The organism is Micromonospora sp. AB353 (assembly GCF_049538395.1).
Classification (GTDB): domain Bacteria; phylum Actinomycetota; class Actinomycetes; order Mycobacteriales; family Micromonosporaceae; genus Micromonospora; species Micromonospora aurantiaca.
The window spans coordinates 40,092-61,393 of the sequence record NZ_JBMVFV010000033.1; the positions used below are offsets into that span (position 1 = coordinate 40,092).

The 21,302-nt window shown below is 75.3% G+C and carries 2 protein-coding genes; both read right to left on the minus strand.

Annotated elements, in window-relative coordinates:
* Nucleotides 1-2: 2 nt before the first annotated feature.
* Nucleotides 3-10,952 (minus strand): type I polyketide synthase, encoded by a 10,950-nt coding sequence (locus tag ACPCK6_RS15825; RefSeq protein WP_423481476.1) that lies wholly within the window; start codon nt 10,950-10,952, stop codon nt 3-5.
* Between the two features lie 47 nt (nt 10,953-10,999).
* Nucleotides 11,000-21,302: type I polyketide synthase (locus ACPCK6_RS15830; RefSeq protein WP_423481477.1), on the minus strand; the 10,303-nt coding region annotated here is incomplete at its 5' end.

A 21,302-nucleotide genomic window follows, 5' to 3' on the forward strand; every position in this document is an offset into this window, starting at 1 on the left:
TCTCAGGAGATTCCAAACTCTTTGCTGATGAAGTCGAAGATCTCGTCGTCGCTGGCCGAGTCGAGGTCTGGTCGGTCCGGTTCGACGGCGGGCCCGGCCGCCAGGTCGGACGCCTTGGCGAGCAGGTCCTGCATCCGGGCGGTGAACCGGGCGCGGGCCGCCGGGTCGAGCGGGATGGCGGTGAGCAGGCTCTCCACCGTGTCGATGCCCTGGAAGAGCGGCTGGGTGGAGGGCGCCGCGTCGGCGGCGATCTCGCTCGTCAGCTTCTCGGCGAGCGCCGTCGGCGTCGGGTAGTCGAACACGAGCGTCGCCGGCAGCCGCAGGCCGGACAGGCTGTTGAGCCGGTTGCGCAGGTCGACGGCGGTGAGCGAGTCGAAGCCCAGGTCGGTGAAGAGCCGGTTCGGGTCGACCGCGTCCGAGCCGGCGTGGCCGAGGACGGCGGCGATGTTCGCGCGTACCACGTCGAGCACCACCTTGAGCCGCTCCGGGGCGGCCAGTCCGGCGAGCCGCCGGCCGAGCTGCACGCCGCCCGAGCGGGCACCGGTGGCGTCCATGGAGCGTCGCAGCGGCACCCGGACCAGGGCCCGGAGCATGGGCGCGAGGGTGCCGGTCTCCGCCTGCCCGCGCAGCGTCCCGACGTCCAGGCGCATCGGCAGGACGGCTGCCGCGTCGAGCCGCCACGCGGCGTCGAAGAGATTGAGCGCCTGCTCGGTGGCCAGGCCGGTGGCGCCCTGCTCGGCCATCCGCCGCACGTCGTCGTCGCCGAGGTGGCCCGTCATGCCGCTGGCCTGCGCCCACAGGCCCCAGGCGAGCGAGATGCCGACGAGGCCGCGTGCCCGGCGGTGCGCCGCGAGGGCGTCGAGGAAGGCGTTCGACGCCGCGTAGTTGGACTGGCCGGCGCTGCCCAGTGTGGCCGCCGCCGACGAGAACAGGACGAAGGCCGCGAGGTTCGCGTCGGCCGTGAGGCGGTGCAGGTGCCAAGCGGCGTCGATCTTCGGCACGGCGACCGCGTCCACCCGTTCGGGGGTCATCGACTCCAGCACGCCGTCGTCGAGGACGCCGGCGGCGTGCACCACGGCGGTGAGCGGGTGCGCTGCCGGCACCCCGGCCAGCAGCGCCGACAGGGCATCGGGGTCGGCGACGTCGCAGGCCGCGACGGTCACCTCCGTACCGGTGCCGGCGAGTTCGCCGACCAGGTCGCCGATCCCCTCGGCCGCCGCGCCGCGCCGTCCGGCCAGCAGCAGGTGCCGTACGCCGTGGCGGGTGGCGAGGTGGCGGGCCAGGATGCGGCCCAGCACGCCCGTGCCGCCGGTGATCAGCACGGTGCCGGCCGGGTCGATCCCGCCGGGCAGCGGCTCGACACCGGCCGGAACCCGGCCGAGCCGTGGGGTGCGGACCTGCCCGTCGCGCACGGCGAGCTGCGGCTCGCCGGAGGCGATGGCGGCGGCCAGCGCGGCGGCGCTGTCCGGGGCGTCGTCGAGGTCGACGAGCTGGCACCGGCCCGGGTGTTCGAGCTGGGCGGCGCGCAGCAGGCCCCAGACCGGGGCCTGGCGCAGGTTCACCGGCTCCTGCTCCCCCGCCGCGACCGCGTCCCGGGTGACGAGCACCAGCCGCGAGTCGGCGAACCGGTCGTCGGCGAGCCAGGTCCGCAACGCGGCGAGCGTACGGTGCGTGGCGGCGCGCGCCTGCGCGGCGAGCTCCGGGTCGGACGGGTTCCCGGCGTCGCCGACCGGGACGATCACCAGCTCGGGCGCCGGCTCACCCCCGGCGAGCAGGTCGCCGAGGGTGTCGAGCCCGACGTCGGTACGCACCCGGGCACCGGCCGCCTCGCAGGCCGCGCTGAGCACCAGGTCGTCGCCGAGCGCCACCCAGCGGATGGCCGCCGGCACGGGGCCGGTGGGCACCGGCAGCACGGGCCAGTCCACCTGGAACAGCGACTCGTGCCGGCCGGAGCGGGCCGCGCCGAGGGAGTCCCCGGAGACACGGCGCATGATCAGCGAGTCGACGTGCAGCACCGGGGCGCCGGTGGCGTCGGCCACCTGGAAGGAGACGCCGACCTCGCCGGCCGCGGCGACGCGCACGCGCAGGGCGGTGGCCCCGGCGGCGAGCAGGGAGACCCCGGTCCAGGCGAACGGCAGACGGGGCACGTCGGCGTCGGCGCCGTCGCCCATCCGGCCGAGGAAGCCGCCGATCGACATGGCCTGCAGCGCGCCGTCCAGCAGCGCCGGGTGCACGCCGAAACGGCCGGCCTCGGCGTGGTGGCCGGCGGGCAGTTCGACCTCGGCGAAGACCTCGTGGTCGCGGATCCACGCGGCATGCAGACCCCGGAACGCCGGCCCGTACCCGAAGACGGTCGCCTCGATGCCGGAGTAGAAGTCGTCGGACTCGACGCGCGTCGCGCCGGGCGGCGGCCACACCCCCAGGTCGAAGGCGGGCGCGGCGTCGGCCGGCTGCGGGCCGAGCAGGCCGGTGGCGTGGCAGGTCCAGGCGACGTCGGCGAGGATCTCGTCGGAGCCGTCCCGGTAGGGCCGGGAGTAGAGCTGGACGGTGCGCCGCCCGTCGTCGTCGCGGTCGCCGACCGTCAGCTGCACCTGGAGCGCGCCGAGTTCGGGCAGGACGAGCGGGGCGAGCAGCGTCAACTCCTCCACCGTCGGGCAGCCGGCCTGCGCACCGGCGTACGTGGCGAGTTCCACGAAGGCGGTGCCGGGCAGCAGGATGTTGTCCATCACCCGGTGCTCGCCGAGCCACGGGTGGGTACGCACCGACAGCCGCCCGGTGAAGACCATCCGCTCGCTGTCGGGGAACGTCAGCGTGGCGCTGAGCAGCGGGTGCCCGGCGTCCTGGAGACCGGCGGAGCTGACGTCCTGCGCCCGGTGCGCCGGCGGCTCGACCCAGTACCGCTGGTGGTCGAAGGCGTAGGTGGGCAGTGCCACCACGTCGGTTTCGGCGAGGACGGTCGTCAGGTCGACGGGCAGGCCGATCGTGTGGGCGGTAGCCAGGTTCGTCAGCAGCCGCGTCGGATCGTCGTCACCGCGGCGCAGGCTGCCCAGAGTGTGCCCGGTGACGCCGGCGTCGTCCAGGATCGCCGTCACCGGCATCGTCAGCACCGGATGCGGGGAGATCTCCACGAACGTGGTGTGCCCGGCGGCGACGGCCACCCGCACGGCCGGGTCGAACCGCACCGTCTGCCGTAGGTTGTCGTACCAGTAACCGGCGTCCATCGACGCCGGATCGACCCAGTCACCGGTCAACGTCGACACCATCCGGACATGGCCGGGCCGCGGAGTCACGTCGGCCAGATCGGCGCGCAACCGCTCGGCGACCTCCTGCACCGCCGCCGAGTGCGACGCGTAGTCCACCGGGATCAACCGCGCCCGCACCCCGTCGGCCTGACACGCCTCCACCAGGTCGGCGACCGGCTGCGGCGGACCGGACACCACGACGGTGGACGGGCCGTTGACGGCCGCCACCCCCACGCCCGGGAACACCGGCAACCGCTCGGCGACCGCCTCGGCGGACAGGTCGATCGACGCCATCGTGCCGGTGCCCCGCAGCACCGTCAGCGCCCGCGACCGCAGCGCCACCGCCTTCGCCGCGTCCCCCAGCGACAGGATCCCCGCCACACACGCCGCGCCGATCTCGCCCTGCGAGTGACCGATCACCGCCGCCGGAACCACACCCGCGTGCTGCCACACGGCGGCGAGGGCGACGCCGACGGCCCACAGCACCGGCTGCACGACCTCCACCCGCGCCAGCCACGACTCGTCGTCACCGGTGAGAACCGACACGAGGTCCACGTCCAGAAACGGCGCCAACGCCCGCTGGCACTCCGCCAACCGCGCGTCGAAGACCGGCGTACGACCCACCAGGCCCGCCGCCATCCGCGCCGACTGCGCACCCTGACCCGGGAACACGAACACCGGGCCCGCACCATGGGACATGGCGGTGCCGGCGACGACGTTGCCGGCCGGCGACCCCGACGCCAGAGCGTCCAGCCCCGCCAGCAACTCCTCCGTGCTCGACCCGACCACTGCCGCCCGGTGGTCGAACGTCGACCGGGTCGTCGCCAGGGACCAGCCCACCGCCGCCGCATCGACCTCGCCGTGCTCGCGCACGTGCCGGGCCAGCCGGGCCGCCTGGCCGGTCAGGGCTTCCCTCGACCGCCCCGACAGCGGCCATGCCACGACGCCGGAATCCACGAGGCCGGGCCGTGTGTCCACGCGTGCGGCGTCGACCGGCTCGTCACCCTGCTCGATGATCACGTGGGCGTTCGTGCCGGAGATGCCGAACGACGACACCGCCGCCCGGCGCGGCCGGTCCACCGCCGGCCACGGCCGCGACTCCGTGGCCAGCTCGACGGCGCCGGAGGTCCAGTCGATGTGCGGGGACGGCTCGTCCACGTGCAGCGTCGCCGGGACGAGGCCGTGCCGGATGGCCTGCACCATCTTGATCACACCGGCCACCCCGGCGGCGGCCTGGGCGTGGCCGATGTTCGACTTGATCGAGCCGAGCAGCAGCGGCCGGTCGGCGGGCCGCTCCCGCCCGTACGTGGCCAGCAGGGCCTGCGCCTCGATCGGGTCACCGAGCGTCGTGCCCGTGCCGTGCGCCTCGACCACGTCCACATCGGCCGCGGAGAGCCGCGCCGACGCCAGCGCCTGCCGGATCACCCGCTGCTGCGAGGGACCGTTCGGCGCCGTCAGCCCGTTCGAGGCGCCGTCCTGGTTGATCGCCGAGCCGCGCACCACCGCGTACACGGTGCGGCCCTGCCGACGGGCGTCGGAGAGCCGCTGCACGAGCAGCATGCCCACGCCCTCGGACCAGCCGGTGCCGTCGGCGGACGCGGCGAACGACTTGCACCGGCCGTCGGCGGCCAGGCCGCGCTGCCGGGAGAACTCGACGAAGGCGGTCGGGGTGGCCATCACCATCACGCCACCGGCGAGGGCCATGTCGCACTCGCCGCGCCGCAGCGCCTGACCGGCCCAGTGCAGGGCCACCAGCGACGAGGAGCAGGCCGTGTCCAGCGACACCGCGGGCCCCTCCAGCCCGAACGTGTACGCCACCCGGCCGGAGATGACGCTGCTGGTCATCCCGGTCAGCATGTAGCCCTCGGCGGCCTCCGGCGAGTACGCGAGCAGCGAGCCGTAGTCCTGCCCGCTGGTGCCGACGAAGACGCCGGTGCTGCTGCCCCGTACGTCGGCCGGGTCGATGCCGGCGGACTCGAAGGACTCCCAGGTGGTTTCCAGCAGCAGCCGCTGCTGCGGGTCCATGGCCAGGGCCTCGCGGGGCGAGATGCCGAAGAAGCCGGGGTCGAACCGGTCGACGCCGCTGAGGAAGCCGCCGCCGCGGGCGTAGAAGGTGCCGGGGGCGTCGGGATCGGGGCTGTAGAGGCTGTCGAGATCCCAGCCACGGTCGGTCGGCAGGTCGCTGATCGCGTCGACGCCGTCGACCACCAGCCGCCACAGGTCGTCGGGCGACCACACGCCGCCGGGTAGCCGGCAGGCCATGCCGATGATCGCGAGGGGCTCGTCGTCGCCGACCGGCACGGTGGTCGTCGCGGGTCGCACGGGGACCGGGGTGCCGGCGATCTCCGTACCCAGGAAGCCCGCCAGGTCGTGCGGGGTCGGGTAGTCGAAGACGAGGGTGGCCGGCAGCCGCATCCCGAAGGCGTTGTTGAGCCGGTTGCGCATCTCGACGGCAGTCAGCGAGTCGAAGCCGAACTCGCTGAACGCCCGGCGCGGCTCGATGGCCGCCGGGTCGGGGTAGCCGAGCACGGCGGCGGCCTGCCCGCGGACGATCTCGACCAGCGCGGCGGCCCGCTCGGCGTCGCCAAGCCCGGCGAGCTGCTGCACCAGTGACGCGCCGGTGGTGGCCGCGGCGGCGCGCGCGGGCGTGCGGATCAGCGCCCGGTACAGCGGCGGGATGCTCCCGCCGGCGAACTGCACCTTCATCGCGGCGAGGTCCAGCCGGGCCGGGACGAGCGCGGCGTCGGTGGTGCGGCAGGCCGTGTCGAAGAGCGCGAGCCCCTCCTCGGCCTCCATGGCGGCGACGCCGGAGCGGGAGATCCGGTTGAGGTGGACGTCGTCCAGCTCGGTGGTCATGCCGCTACGGTCGGCCCAGAGGCCCCAGGCGAGGGTGAGCGCGGCGAGGCCGCGCGCCTTGCGGTGCTGGGCCAGCCCGTCGAGGAACGCGTTGGCGGCGGCGTAGTTGCCCTGGCCCGGGCCGCCTGCGGTGGCGGCCAGCGAGGAGTACGAGACGAACGCCTTCAGGCCGAGGTCGGCGGTCAGCTCGTGCAGGTGCCACGCGGCGTCGACCTTGGGCCGCAGCACGCCGTCCATCCGCTCGGGGGTGAGCGAGGAGATGACGCCGTCGTCGCGGACGCCGGCGGCGTGGACGACGGCGGTGAGGGGGTGCTCCGCCGGGATGCCGGCCAGCAGCTCGGCCACGGCGGCGCGGTCGGCGACGTCGCAGGCGGCGACGGTGACGCTCACGCCGAGCGCCTCCAGCTCGGCGCAGAGCTCCGCGACGCCCCCGGCGGCGCGGCCGCGCCGGCTGGTGAGGATGAGGTGCCGGACGCCGTACGTGCTGACCAGGTGCCGGCTCATCAGCTGGCCGAGGGTGCCGGTGGCGCCGGTGATCAGGACGGTGCCGTCGGAGTCGAACGGGGCGGCCGGCGGCTCGGCCGGGGCGGGAACCCGGGTGAGCCGGGCGCCGGCGGCGACACCCGCGCGGATCACGACCTGCGGTTCGTCGGTCGCGACGGCCGGGACGAGCGCGGCGGCACAGCCGGCCACGTCGTCGACGTCGACGAGCACGAACCGGTCGGGGTTCTCCGACTGGGCGGAGCGGAGCAGGCCGATCACGGCGGCGCCGGCCAGGTCGGTCAGGTCGGCGTCCCGGTCGGTGGCGACCGCGCCCGAGGTCAGCACCACCAGCCGGGACACCGCGTAGCGCTCCTCGGCGAGGAACTGCTGGAGTACGGCAAGCACCCGGTGGGTCGCCTCGGCGACGGCGCGCGGCACGTCCGCCGACGCGGGTGGGTCGAGCAACGGCAGGACCAGCACGCCGGGCGCGTCCGTCCCGTCGTCCATCGCCGTGGCCAGGGCCGTCAGGTCGGGGTACGCCGCCACGGCCGTGTCGGTGGCCGCGACCGCGTCGGTGAGCGCCGCGGCGTCGCCGATGACCGCCCAGTCGACAGTGGACGGGCCGGCGGGCAGCGCGAGCGGCGCCCACTCGACCTGGAAGAGCGACTCGGTGCCGCCGCCGGAGGCGGTGCGGAGCTGGTCGGCGGAGACCGGCCGCAGGACCAGGGAGCCGACGGAGATGACGGGCGCGCCGGTGACGTCGGTGAGCAGCAGCGAGATGCTGTCGGGGCCGGTGTGCGAGACCCGGACGCGGGCCGCCGCGGCCCCGGCGCCGTGCAGGGCGACGTCGTTCCAGGAGAACGGCAGCCGGCCGTACCCCGGGGGCATGCCCGCCCCTGAAGGCTCTCCGGCCGGCGTGGTCAGGCCGAGGGTGTGCAGCGCCGCGTCGAGCAGGGCCGGGTGCAGGCCGTACCCGCCGGCCTCGGCGGCGGGGGCCTCGGGCAGCGCCAGCTCGGCGAAGAGGTCGTCGCCGCGCCGCCACGCGGAGCGCAGGGCGATGAAGGACGGACCGTAGTCGTAGCCCTGGGCGGAGAGGTTCAGGTAGAGGTCGTCGGTGCCGACCTCGGTGGCGCCCGGCGGCGGCCAGGTGGTCAGGTCGGACCAGCCGGTGGGGCCGCTCGGGGCGGCGGGGCCGCTGGCCAGCACGCCGCTGGCGTTGCGGGTCCAGGTCCGCTCGCCCGCGCCCTCGGCCGGCTCGCCGTCCTGGGCGGAGTGCAGCGACACGGACCGGCAGCCGGTCTCGTCGGCCGGGCCGATCCAGAGCTGGATGTCGACGCCCCCGGTCTCCGGCAGGATCAGCGGCGACTCCAGGGTGAGTTCGCGGACGTGGTCCGCGCCGACGTGCGCGCCGGCCTGGAGGGCGAGTTCGACGAAGCCCGTGCCGGGCAGCAGCACGGTGTCGAAGACGACGTGGTCACAGATCCACGGGTGGGTACGCCGGGCCAGCCGGCCGGTGAACAGGAATCCCTCGGCGTGCGCGACGCCGACGGCGGCCCCGAGCAGGGGGTGTTGCGCGGGGCGCAGGCCGACGGCGGTGACGTCGCCGGTCCACCCGGCGCCCGCCTCGGGCCAGTAGCGCTGGTGCTGGAAGGCGTACGTGGGCAGGTCCACCCGCCGCGCGCCGGTGTCGGCGAACCACCGCCGCCAGTCGACCGCCACCCCGTGCACGTGCAACTCGGCCAGCCCGGCCAGCAGCCCGTGCACCTCGGGCCGGTCCGCGCGCTGCGCGGCGACGGCCAGCACGGCGTCGTCGGCGGGCAGGACATCGCCGACCATCGCGGTCAGCACGCTACGCGGGCCGACCTCCAGGAACGTGTCCGCCCCAGCAGCGCGCAGCGCCGTCACCCCGTCAGCGAACCGCACCGCCTCCCGCACATGCCGCACCCAATACTCCGGCGTGCAGATCTCATCGCCGGCCAGAGCACCCGTCACGTTCGACACCACCGGCAGCGACGGCGCAGCGAACTCCAACCCGTCGAGAACGGCCCGGAAATCGGCGAGCATCGGCTCCATCAACGGACTGTGGAACGCGTGACTGACCACGAGCCGACGCGTACGTACACCCCGGTCCCGCCAGACCCGCTCCACCTCGTCGAGGGCCTCAACGGCGCCGGAGACCACGACGGCCTGCGGACCGTTGACCGCCGCGATCCCCACTCCGGCCAGCCCGTCCAGCGTGGCCGCCACGTCGGCCTCGGTGGCCGCCACGGCCAGCATCCCACCCCCGGCGGGCAGCGCCTGCATCAACCGACCCCGCGCCGCCACCAACGCACAGGCATGCTCCAGCGACAGCACCCCCGCCACGTACGCCGCCGTGACCTCGCCGATCGAGTGCCCGCCGACCAGGTCGGGGGCGACGCCGAAGGACTCCACCAGCCGGAACAACGCCACCTCGACCGCGAACAACCCCGCCTGCGTGAACACCGTCTGATCCAGCAACTCCGCCTCAGCCGAACCCGGCTCAGCGAAGAGCACCTCACGCAGGGGGCGCGGCAGGGCCCTGTCCAGGTGCCCGCACGCCTCGTCGAGGGCGGCGGCGAAGACGGGGAACTCCGCGTACAGCTCCCGGCCCATGCCGGCGCGCTGCGCACCCTGACCCGAGAAGAGCACCGCCAACGGACCCCGACCGCCGGCCTGGCCCACGACAACCGCACCCGACGGCTGCCCAGCGGCCAGGGCACGCAACCCGGCCAGCAACTCCTCACGGCCGGTCACGGAGACCACGGCCCGGTGCTCCAGGGTGGAGCGGGAGGTGACCGACGAGAAGGCCACGTCCAGGGGCCGCAGGGTCTCGTCGGCGGCGATCCGGGCCGCCCAGCGGCCCGCCTGCGCGGCGAGGCCGGCCGCGTCCCGGGCCGACACCGGCACCGGCACGACCGGCCGCTCGACCAGCAACGCGCCGTCGGCCGACGGGGACTGCTGGGGCGCCGGAGCCTGCTCCAGGATGGTGTGGGCGTTCGTGCCGGACACCCCGAACGAGGAGACGGCCGAACGGCGCGGCCGGCTCACCGCCGGCCACGGCGTCGCCTCGGTCACCAGCGACACCTCGCCGGCCGACCAGTCCACCTCGGGCGTCGGCTCGTCCACGTGCAGGGTGGGCGGTACGACGCCGTGCCGCATCGCCATCACCATCTTGATCACACCGGCGACACCGGCGGCGGCCTGGGCGTGCCCGATGTTCGACTTCACCGACCCGAGCAGCAGTGGCGCCGAGTCCCCCCGGTCCTGCCCGTACGTGGCCAGCAGCGCCTGCGCCTCGATCGGGTCGCCGAGCCGGGTGCCGGTGCCGTGCGCCTCCACCACGTCCACGCCGCCGGTGGCGAGGCCGGCGTTGGCCAGCGCCTGCTGGATCACCCGCTGCTGCGACGGCCCGTTCGGGGCGCTCAGGCCGTTGGAGGCGCCGTCCTGGTTGACGGCGCTGCCCCGCACCACGGCGAGGACGGGGTGGCCGTTGCGCTGCGCGTCCGACAGCCGCTCCAGCACCAGGACGCCGACGCCCTCGGACCAGCCGGTCCCGTCGGCGGCGGCGGCGAACGCCTTGCAGCGGCCGTCGGCGGCCAGGCCGCGCTGCCGGGAGAACTCGACGAAGGCGGCCGGGGTGCACATGGCGGTGACCCCGGCGACGATCGCCAGGGTGCACTCCCGCTGCCGCAGCGCCTGCCCCGCCAGGTGCAGGGCGACCAGCGAGGACGAGCAGGCGGTGTCGATGGTGACCGCCGGGCCCTCCAGCCCGAAGGTGTAGGCGATCCGGCCGGAGACCACGCTGCCGGCGTTGCCGGTCATCAGGTGCCCCTCCAGGCCCTGCGCGGCACCCATCAGCACGGTGCCGTAGTCCTGGCCGGTGCTGCCGGCGAAGACGCCGGTGCGGCTGCCGCGCAGCGAGTGCGGGTCGATGCCGGCCCGCTCCAGGGCCTCCCACGATGTCTCCAGCAGCCAGCGCTGCTGCGGGTCCATCGCCAGCGCCTCGCGGGGGGAGATCGCGAAGAAGCCCGGGTCGAAGTCGGGCAGGTCGTGGACGAAGCCGCCCTGCCGCGTGTACGACGTGCCGCTCTGTTCGGGGTCGCTGTCGTAGAGCGACCCGAGGTCCCAGCCGCGGTCCTCGGGGAAGTCGGTGACCACGTCCCGGCCGGACGCGACCACCTCCCACAGATCCTCGGGAGAGCGCACCCCGCCGGGGAAGCGGCAGCTCATGGAGACGATGGCGACCGGTTCCTGTTCACCGGCCTCCACCTCGCGCAGGCGCTGGCGCACCTGGTGCAGGTCAGCGGTGACCCGCTTGAGGTAGTCGAGAAGCTTCGCCTCGTCAGCCATGGACCGCGCACTCCTTGTGTTGACCCGTCGTCACAGCAGCGATCACGTCAGGACATCCCCAGCTCGCGGTCGATGAAGTCGAAGACCTCGTCCGGCGTCGCGTCCTGGAGCTTCTCGGCGACGGTGTCGCCGTCCGCCGGGGCGTCGGCCTCGTTGAGGGAGGCCAGCAGCGCCCGCAGCCGTTCGGTGATCCGAATTCGGGCGCTGCGGTCCGGCGCCGAGCCGGAGAGTGCCGCTTCCAACCTGTCCAGCTCACCGAAGACCGGTGCGACCCCGGCCACGCCGCCGTCGACGATCGCGGCCCGCACGTATTCGGCCAGCCCGGCGGCGGTCGGGTAGTCGAAGACCACGGTGGCGGGCAGCCGCACGCCGGTCGCCGCGGTGAGCCGGTTACGCAGCTCCACGGCGGTCAGCGAGTCGAAGCCGAGTTCGCGGAACGCCCGGTCCGGCTCGACGGCGTCCGCCGAGGCGTGCCCGAGCACCGCGGCGGCCTGCCCGCGTACCAGCTCCAGCAGGGTCTTGCGTCGTTCGGCGTCGGTCTGCCCGGCGAGCAGGGCGGCCAGGGACTCCGCGGAGACGCTGGTGTCCTCGGCCCGCTCGGCGACGGCCCGCCGTGCCTCGGCCACACCCGCGATGAGCGGGCTGGGCCGCACGGCCACGAAGCCGGGCACGTAGCGGGCCCAGTCGATGTCGGTCACCATCGTCGCCGGCTCGCCCCGCGCGACGCACTGGGCGAGCGCCGTGAGCGCGGGCGCGGTGTCGAGGCGGGCCACGCCGGTACGCCGGCGGCGCTCCTCGACGGCCTGGTCGGTGGCGGCCATCCCGCCGGCCGTCCAGGGGCCCCAGGCGACCGAGGTGGCCGGCAGGCCCTGGCGGTGCCGCTGCTCGGCGAGCGCGTCGAGGTAGGCGTTGGCGGCGGCGTAGCTGCCCTGGCCGGCGGCGCCGAGCTGGCCGGCCATCGCGGAGAACAGCACGAACGTGCGCAGTTCCCGCCCGAGGGTGAGCTCGTGCAGGTGCAGGGCGCCGAGCACCTTGGGTCGCAGGACGGTGGCGAGCCGGTCGGGGGTGAGCCCGTCGAGCACCCCGTCCTCCAGCACGCCGGCGGCGTGCACGACGCTGGTCAGCGGCGCGTCGGCGGGCACCTCGTCGAGCAGCTTGGCCAGCGCGGCCCGGTCGGCCACGTCGCAGGCCGCGACGGTCACCCGGGTGCCCGCCCCGGTCAGCTCACGGACGAGTGCCGTGGCGCCGGGGGCGTCCGCGCCGCGGCGGCTGACGAGCATCAGGTGCTCGGCGCCCCGGGCGGCCAGCCAGCGGGCCACCTCCGCGCCGAGCGCGCCGGTGCCGCCGGTGACCAGCGTCGTGCCCGGGTAGCCGGCCTCGTCGGTGGGTGCCTCCCCGCCGGGCGCGCGTACCAGCCGGCGGACGAGGACGGTGGCGCCGTCGACCGCTAGCTGGTCCTCGCCGTCGAGGCCGGCGAGGGCGGCGCAGAGCAGGTCCCAGCCGTGGTCGTCCAGGGTGGCCGGAACGTCGACCAGGCCGCCCCACCGCTCGGGGTGTTCGAGGGCCACGACCCGGCCGAGGCCCCAGAGCAGCGACTGCTCCGGGCGGCCGGCGGTGCCGCCCCGGGTGGTGCCGGCGGCGCCCCGGGTGACGCACCACAGCGGGGCGGCGACGTCGAGGTCCCCGAGCGCCTGGATCAGCGCCAGCGACCGGGCGAGGAACGGCGGCACCGGCTGGGTGTCGTCGACCGCGCCGTCGGCGAGGGCGAGCAGGGACAGCACCCCGTCGACCGGAGCCGTTCCGCCGTCGGAGGTACGGGTGACACCGCTCAGGTGTGCGGTGAGGGCGGCCCGGTCGGTCAGGTTCTCCGGCAGCGACACCAGCCGGACGTCGGCGCCCCGGCGGGACAGCTCGGCGACGGCGGCCTCGCCCTCCTCCGGGTGCCGCGCGTCGGCGATCACCCACCAGGCGCCGGGGAGGAAGCTGACGGGCGTGCCGGTGTACGGCTGCCAGACGGTGCGGTAGCGCAGGTCGTCCAGGGCGGACCGGTTGCGCTGCCGGCGTCGCCAGGAGGCGAGCACGGGCAGGGCCCCGCCCAGCCGTTCCAGGGATTCCGTCGCGTCCTGCTCGGTGAGTTCCGCGAGCGCGGCCAGGTCCTCGCGTTCGACGGCCGCCCAGAACGCGGAGTCGACGCCGTTCGGGGTCTCCTCGGCGCCGTCCTGCCCGGTCACGGCGGTGGGCCAGTAGCGTCCCCGGTCGAAGGCGTAGGTGGGCAGTGCCACCACGTCGGTCTCGGCGAGGACGGCCGTCAGGTCGACGGGCAGGCCGATCGCGTGGGCGGTAGCCAGGTTGGTCAGCAGCCGCGTCGGGTCGTCGTCGCCCCTGCGCAGGCTGCCCAGGGTGTGCCCGGTGACGCCGGCGTCGTCCAGGATCGCCGTGACCGGCATCGTCAGCACCGGATGCGGGGAGATCTCCACGAACGTCGTGTGACCCGCCTCGACCGCCACCCGCACAGCGGCGTCGAACCGCACCGTCTGCCGCAGGTTGTCGTACCAGTAGTCCGCCGTCATCGAGGACGGGTCCACCCAGTCCCCGGTGAGGGTGGAGACGAGCCGGACGTTGCCCTGTCGCGGCGTCACGTCGGCCAGGTCGGCGCGCAACCGCTCGGCGACCTCCTGCACCGCCGCCGAGTGCGACGCGTAGTCCACCGGAATCAACCGCGCCCGCACCCCGTCGGCCTGACACGCCTCCACCAGGTCGGCGACCGGCTGCGGCGGACCGGACACCACCACGGTGGACGGGCCGTTGACGGCCGCCACCCCCACGCCCGGGAACACCGGCAACCGCTCGGCGACCGCCTCGGCGGACAGGTCGATCGACGCCATCGTGCCGGTGCCCCGCAGCACCGTCAGCGCCCGCGACCGCAACGCCACGGCCTTCGCCGCGTCCTCCAGGGAGAGAATCCCGGCCACGCACGCGGCACCGATCTCGCCCTGCGAATGGCCGACCACCGCCGCCGGGGTGACCCCGGCGTGCTGCCACACCGCCGCCAGCGCCACACCAACGGCCCACAGCACCGGCTGTACGACCTCCACCCGCGCCAGCCACGACTCGTCGTCACCGGTCAACACCGACACCAGGTCCACGTCCAGATACGGCGCCAACGCCCGCTGGCACTCCGCCAGGCGCGCGTCGAACACCGGCACACGACCCACCAGACCCGCCGCCATCCGCGCCGACTGCGCACCCTGACCCGGGAACACGAACACCGCGCCCGCGCCATGGGACATGGCGGTGCCGGCGACGACGTTCCCCGCCGGCGACCCCGACGCCAGAGCGTCCAGCCCCGCCAGCAACTCCTCCATGCCCGACCCGACCACAGCCGCCCGCTGGTCGAACACCGACCGGGTGACGGCGAGAGACCAGCCCACCGCCGCCGTGTCGATGGCGGCGTGCGCGCGGACGTGCCGGGCCAGGCGGGCGGCCTGACCGGCCAGGGCGCCCCGCGTCCGCCCCGACACCGCCCAGACGACGACGTCGGAAGCCACGAGCCCCGCGCTCCGGCCGGTGGCGGTCTCGGGTTCCGCGCTCTCGGTAGGCAGGTCCTCGGGCAGTTCGATGATCACGTGGGCGTTCGTGCCGGAGATGCCGAACGACGACACCGCCGCCCGGCGCGCCCGGTCCACGGCCGGCCACGGCCGCGACTCGATCGCCAGCTCGACGGCCCCGGAGGTCCAGTCGATGTGCGGCGACGGCTCGTCCACGTGCAGCGTCGCGGGAACCACGCCCTCCCGCATCGCCAGCACCATCTTGATCACACCGGCGACGCCGGCGGCGGCCTGCGTGTGGCCGATGTTCGACTTGACCGAGCCGAGCAGCAGCGGCTCCTCGCGCTCCTGCCCGTACGTGGCGAGCAGGGCCTGCGCCTCGATCGGGTCACCCAGCGTCGTGCCGGTGCCGTGCGCCTCGACCACGTCCACATCGGCCGCGGAGAGCCGCGCCGACGCCAGCGCCTGCCGGATCACCCGCTGCTGCGACGGACCGTTCGGCGCCGTCAGGCCGTTCGACGCGCCGTCCTGGTTGACGGCACTGCCCCGCACGATCGCCAGCACCTCGTGACCGTTGCGCCGCGCGTCCGACAGCCGCTCCACCAGCAGCACACCCACACCCTCGCCCCAGCCCGTACCGTCCGCAGCCGCCGCGAACGCCTTGCACCGGCCGTCGGCCGCCAGGCCCCGCTGCCGGGAGAACTCCACGAACAGCCCGGGCGTCGCCATCACGGTCACGCCGCCGGCGAGGGCCAGGTCGCACTCGCCACGCCGCAGCGACTGCACCGCCAGGTGCAACGCCACGAGCGACGACGAACACGCCGTGTCCACCGACACCGCCGGCCCCTCCAACCCCAACGCGTACGCCACCCGGCCCGACACCACACTCGCGGCGTTGCCCGTCCCCGCGAAGCCCTCCACCTCGTCCCCCGCCACCATCAGCAGGGCCCCATAGTCCTGACCATTCGTGCCCACGAACACCCCTGTTCGCGAACCCCGCAGAACCCCAGGCTCAACCCCTGCCCGCTCGACGGCCTCCCACGAAACCTCCAGCAACAACCGCTGCTGCGGGTCCATGGCCAACGCCTCGCGGGGGGAAATCCCGAAGAAACCGGCATCAAACTCCGCCGCCTCGTAGAGGAAGGCGCCGCTGCGGACGTAGGAGGTGCCGGTGGAATAGGGGTCGGGGTCGTAGAGGCGCTCGACGTCCCAACCCCGATCGCCGGGGAGGTCCGACACGGCGTCGCGGCCGGCGTGCAGCATCTGCCAGAACCGCTCGGGATCGTTGGCCCCACCGGGGAAGCGGCAGGACATGGCCACGATGGCCACCGGCTCGTCGTCGCCGAGCGCCACCGGGGCGGCCTCGACGGCCACGGCGGCCTCCCCGCCCAGTTCCTCGTGCAGGTGCCGGGCGAGCGCGGTCGGCGACGGGTAGTCGAAGACCAGGGTCACCGGCAGCCGCAGCGAGGTGGCGGTGGCGAGCCGGTTGCGCAGTTCCACCGCGGTCACCGAGTCGAAGCCGAGGTCGCGGAACGCGTGGTGCGGGTCGACGGCCTGGCCGTCGGCGTACCTGAGAACCGTGGCCGCCTGGTCGCGGACCAGGTCGAGCAGCGCCTGCTGGCGCTCGGCGGCGCTCATCCGGGTGAACGCGCCGGCCGGGCCGGCCTCGTCGGTCTCCTTCGTCTCGGCCAGTCCCTTGGTGGCCTGCAACCGCTGCGCCTCGGGGATCTCCGAGATCAGCGGGCCGGGCCGGGTGGCGGTGAACGCGACGAAGAACCGCTCCCAGGCGATGTTCGAGATGGTCAGGAACGTCTCGTCGTGCTCGACGGCCTGGTGCAGGGCCGCGACGGCGAGCCGCGGCGGCATCTCGGGTGCACCGTGGCGGTGCAGCATCCGGCCGAACTCGCCGTCGGCCATGCCACCGCCGCCCCAGGCGCCCCAACCGATGGAGGTGGCGGGCAGACCGAGGGCGCGGCGGTGCTCGGCGAGGGCGTTGAGGAACGCGTTGCCGGGGGCGTAGTTGCCCACGCCGGAGCTGCCGACGGTGCCGGCCATCGACGAGAACAGGATGAACGCGTCGAGGTCCAGCTCGCGGGTCAGCTCGTGCAGGTTCAGTGCGGCGGTGACCTTCGCGCTGAGCGCGTAGTCGACCTGGTCCAGCGTCAGCGAGTTGATCACCGAGTCGTCGAGCACGGCTGCGGTGTGCACGACGGTGGTCAGCGGGTGCTCGGACGGCAGGTCGGCGAGGACGGCGGCGAGCGCCGAGCGGTCGGCGGCGTCGCAGGCGGCGACGGTCACCCGGGCGCCCAGTGCGACCAACTCGGCCTCGAGGTCGGCGATGCCCTCGGCCTGCCGGCCGCGCCGGCTCACCAGCACCAGGTGGGCGGCGCCGTTGGCGGCGAGCCAGCGGGCCATGTGCCCGCCGAGCGCGCCGGTGCCGCCGGTGACCAGGGCGGTGCCGGAGGGCCGCCAGGCGCGCGGGGCGGGCGTGTCGCCGAGCGGGGCGTGCAGCAGTCGCCGGCCGAACGCGCCGGCCCACCGCAGCGCGACCTGGTCCTCCCCGTCGGCACCGGCGAGGACGCGCACGAGCCGGCGGCCGGCCGCATCGTCGAGCTCGTCGGGCAGGTCCACGAGGCCGCCCCAGCGGTCCGGGTGCTCCAGCGCGGCGACCCGGCCGAAGCCCCAGGTGAGCTGCTGGAGCGGGTGCGGCAGCGGGTCGGCTGGGCCGGTCGCGACGGCACCCCGGGTGAGGCACCACAGGGGCGCGCGGACGCCGGCGTCGCCGAGCGCCTGCACGAGGGTGACGGTGCCGGCGAAGCCGACCGGCACGGACGGGTACGCCGGGGCGGGCGTCTCGTCGAGCGGCAGCAGCGACACGATCCCGGCGGGGCGGGGGCCGCCGTCGGCGAGGTCGCGCAGCCGGGCGGCGAGCGCCGCGCGGTCCGTGCGGTCGGCGTCCAGCGCCAGCGGTACGACGGTGCCGCCGTGGCGCCGCAACGCCTCGGCGCAGAAGTCGGCCTCGGCCGCGCCGGTGTCGTCGGGGCCGGTGAGCAGCCACCAGGTGCCGGTGACGGCCGGCTCGCCGGAGGCGACGGGGGCGACGGGCGTCCAACTGTCCCGGTACCGCCACGAGTCCACTGTGGCCTGGTCGCGGTGCCGGCGACGCCAGGCGGCGAGCACCGGCAGCACGTCGGCGAACGCCGTCTCCGGGACGGGCCTCGGCTCGGTCGTGGCGGAGAGTTCGGCCGTGAGCGCGGTCAGGTCCTCCGCCTCGATGGCCGCCCAGAACCGGGCGTCGACCTCGTCGTCGGCCACGGCACCGGCGGTCCCGACCGCGGGGGCGGGCGCGGTCGACGGCTGCGGCCAGTAGAGCTGCCGCTGGAACGGGTACGTGGGCAGGTCGAGGCGACGCCCGGCGAGGCCGGCGAAGGCGGGCCGCCAGTCCACGGCCGTACCTCCGGCCCAGACCTCGGCCAGGGCGCGCAGGAAGCGGCCGAGGCCGCCCTCGCCCCGGCGCAGGCTGCCGGTGACGGTGACCGCGTCCGGGTCGGCGGCGGCCAGCTCGACGCTCTCCTGCGCGGCCATCGTCAGCACGGGGTGGGCGCTGACCTCGACGAAGGTCTGGTAGCCGGCGGCGACGAGGCTGCGTACCGCCTCGTCGAAGCGGACGGTCTGCCGCAGGTTGCGGTACCAGTAGTCGGCGTCGAGGGCGGCGGTGTCGAGCCAGTCCCCCTCGACGGTGGAGCGGAACCGGACCTCGCCGGTGCGGGGCCGCAGCCCGGCGAGCAGTTCCAGGAGCTGCTCGCGCAGTTGCTCGACGTGGGCGGAGTGGGAGGCGTAGTCCACGGGGACGCGGCGCACCCGCACCTCGTGGGACTCGTAGTGGGCGACGAGCTCGTCGAGGGCGGCGCCGTCGCCGGAGACCACGACGGAGGTGGGTCCGTTGACGGCAGCCAGGGCGATGCGGCCGGCCCAGCGGGCGATCGTCGCGGTGGCCTCGTCGGCGGTGGTGGCGACCGAGACCATGCCGCCGTCCCCGGCGATGCCGGCGATGATCCGGCTGCGCAGCGCGACCACGGCCGCCGCGTCGTCGAGGGTGAGGCCACCGGCGACGTACGCGGCGGCGATCTCCCCCTGGGAGTGGCCGACGACGGCTCCGGGGCGCACCCCGTACGACTCCCAGAGCGCGGCGAGCGAGACGCTGACCGCGAACAGGGTGGGCTGCACGACGTCGACGCGCTCCAGCGACGGGGCGTCGGGCGCGCCGCGTACCACGTCGGTCGGTGACCAGTCGACGTACGGGCGCAGCGCCTCGGCGCAGGCGGCGAACGTCTCCGCGAAGACGGGGGCGGTGTCGAGCAGCTCGGCGGCCATCCCGGCCCACTGCGATCCCTGGCCCGGGAAGACGAACGCGACCTCGCCCGGCGTGCCGGGGACGCGGGTGACGGTCTGCGGGCCGGGCCGGCCGGCGGCGAGCGCGTCGAGGGACGCGGTCAGGTCGTCGCGGTCGGCGGCGAAGACGACGGCCCGGTGGTCGTGGGCGGCGCGGGTGGCGGCCAGCGACCAGGCGACGTCGGCGAGCGCGTCGTCCTCCACTGTGCCGAGGTGCTCGCGCAGGTCCCGGGTACGGGCGGTGAGGGCGTCGACGGTGCGCCCGGAGAGCACCCAGGGCAGCTCCCCGGTCGGCACGTCGGCCACCGGTCCGGGCTCCGGCTCGTCGGCGGGGGCCTGTTCGAGGATGGTGTGCACGTTGGTGCCGCTGATCCCGAACGAGGAGACGGCGGCGCGGCGTACCCCGTCGGCCGGCTCCCACGGCCGGGCGGAGGTGAGCAGCTCGACGCTGCCGCCGGTCCAGTCGACGTGCGGGGTGGGCTCGTCCACGTGCAGCGTGGGCGGCAGCACCCCGTGCCGCATCGCCAGCACCATCTTCATCACCCCGGCCACGCCCGCCGCCGCCTGGGTGTGCCCGATGTTCGACTTGATCGAGCCGAGCCACAACGGCCGGTCGGCGGGCCGGTCCTGGCCGTACGTGGCGATGAGGGCCTGCGCCTCGATCGGGTCGCCGAGGGTGGTGCCGGTGCCGTGCGCCTCGACGGCGTCCACCTGCTCGGCGGTGAGTCCGGCGTTCGCGAGGGCCTGCCGGATCACCCGCTGCTGGGCGGGGCCGTTGGGGGCGGTGAGGCCGTTGGAGGCGCCGTCCTGGTTGACGGCGCTGCCGCGCAGCACGGCGAGGACCGGGTTGCCGTCGCGGCGGGCGTCGGAGAGCCGCTGGAGCACCAGCAGGCCGATGCCCTCGCCCCAGCCGGTGCCGTCCGCGGCGCCGGCGAACGGCTTGCACCGGCCGTCGGCGGCGAGACCGCGCTGGCGGGAGAAGCCGACGAAGATGCCGGGGGTGGCCATCACGGTGGCGCCGCCGGCCAGGGCCAGGTCGCACTCCCCCGTCTGAAGGGCCTGCGCGGCCAGGTGCATCGCGACCAGCGACGACGAGCAGGCCGTGTCGACGGTGACGGCCGGGCCGTGCAGCCCGAAGGTGTACGCCAGCCGGCCGGAGATGACGCTGGCGGAGGTGCCGGTGGCGAGGTAGTTCTCGTCGACGTCCCCGGTGGCCATCAGCAACGAGCCGTAGTCCTGGCCGTTGGTGCCGACGTACACGCCGGTGCGGCTGCCGCGCAGGGCGGTCGGGTCGATCCGGGCCCGCTCGAACGCCTCCCAGGTGGTCTCCAGCAGCAGCCGCTGCTGCGGGTCCATGGCGAGGGCCTCGCGGGGACTGATGCCGAAGAACGCCGGGTCGAACTCGCCGGCACCGGCGACGAAGCCGCCCTCCCGGACGTAGCTGGTACCGAGGTGCTCGGGGTCGGGGTGGTACAGCTCGGCGAGGTTCCAGCCGCGCTCGCCGGGCATCAGGCTCAGCGCGTCGGTGCCGGTGGCCAGCAGATCCCAGAGCTGCTCGGGCGAGGTGACCCCGCCGGGGAAGCGGCAGCTCATCGCGACGATGGCGATCGGTTCGCGGTCACGGCCGGTGCCGTCGGCGACCACCTCGCCGGTGGTGTGCCCGGCGGTGAGGCCGTGCAGGTGGGCGGCGAGTTCGGCGACCGTGGGGTGGTCGAAGACCAGCGTGGCGGGCAGGGTCATACCGGTCTCGGCGGTCAGCCGGTTGCGCAGCTCGACGGCGGTGAGCGAGTCGAAGCCGAGGTCACGGAAGGTGCGCTCGGGCAGCGGCCGCCCGGCCGGGTAGCCGAGCACGACGGCGGCCTGGGTGCGTACGAGGTCGGCGAGCTGCGGCAGGGACCGGCCGACCACCACGGCGCGGACGGGACCGGTGGGCACGGCGGGCACCCCGGGCAGGGCGGCGATCAGTGGCGTGGGCCGGCCCCAGGAGGCGGCGAGGCGTCCCCAGTCGACGGCGGCGACGGTGACCGCCGGCTCGGCGGTGTTGACCAGCCGGCCGAGGGCGGTGACGGCCTCGGCGGCGGGGAGCGCGTCGACCCCGCCCCGGGCGAGCCGGGCGGTCAGGGCGGCGGCCATGCCGTCCTCTGCCCAGGCGCCCCAGGCGATGGCGGTGGCGGGCAGGCCCTGGTCGCGTCGCCAGGCCGCGAACGCGTCGAGATAGGCGTTGGCCGCCGCGTAGTTGCCCTGCCCGGCGCTGCCGATGACGCCGGCGAGGGAGGAGAAGAGCACGAACGCGTCGAGGTCGCGGTGGGCGGTGGCCTCGTGCAGAACCTGGGCGGCGCGGACCTTGCCGTCGAGGACGGCCTGCAACCGGGTCAGGTCGAGCCCGTCGAGGACGCCGTCGTCGATCACG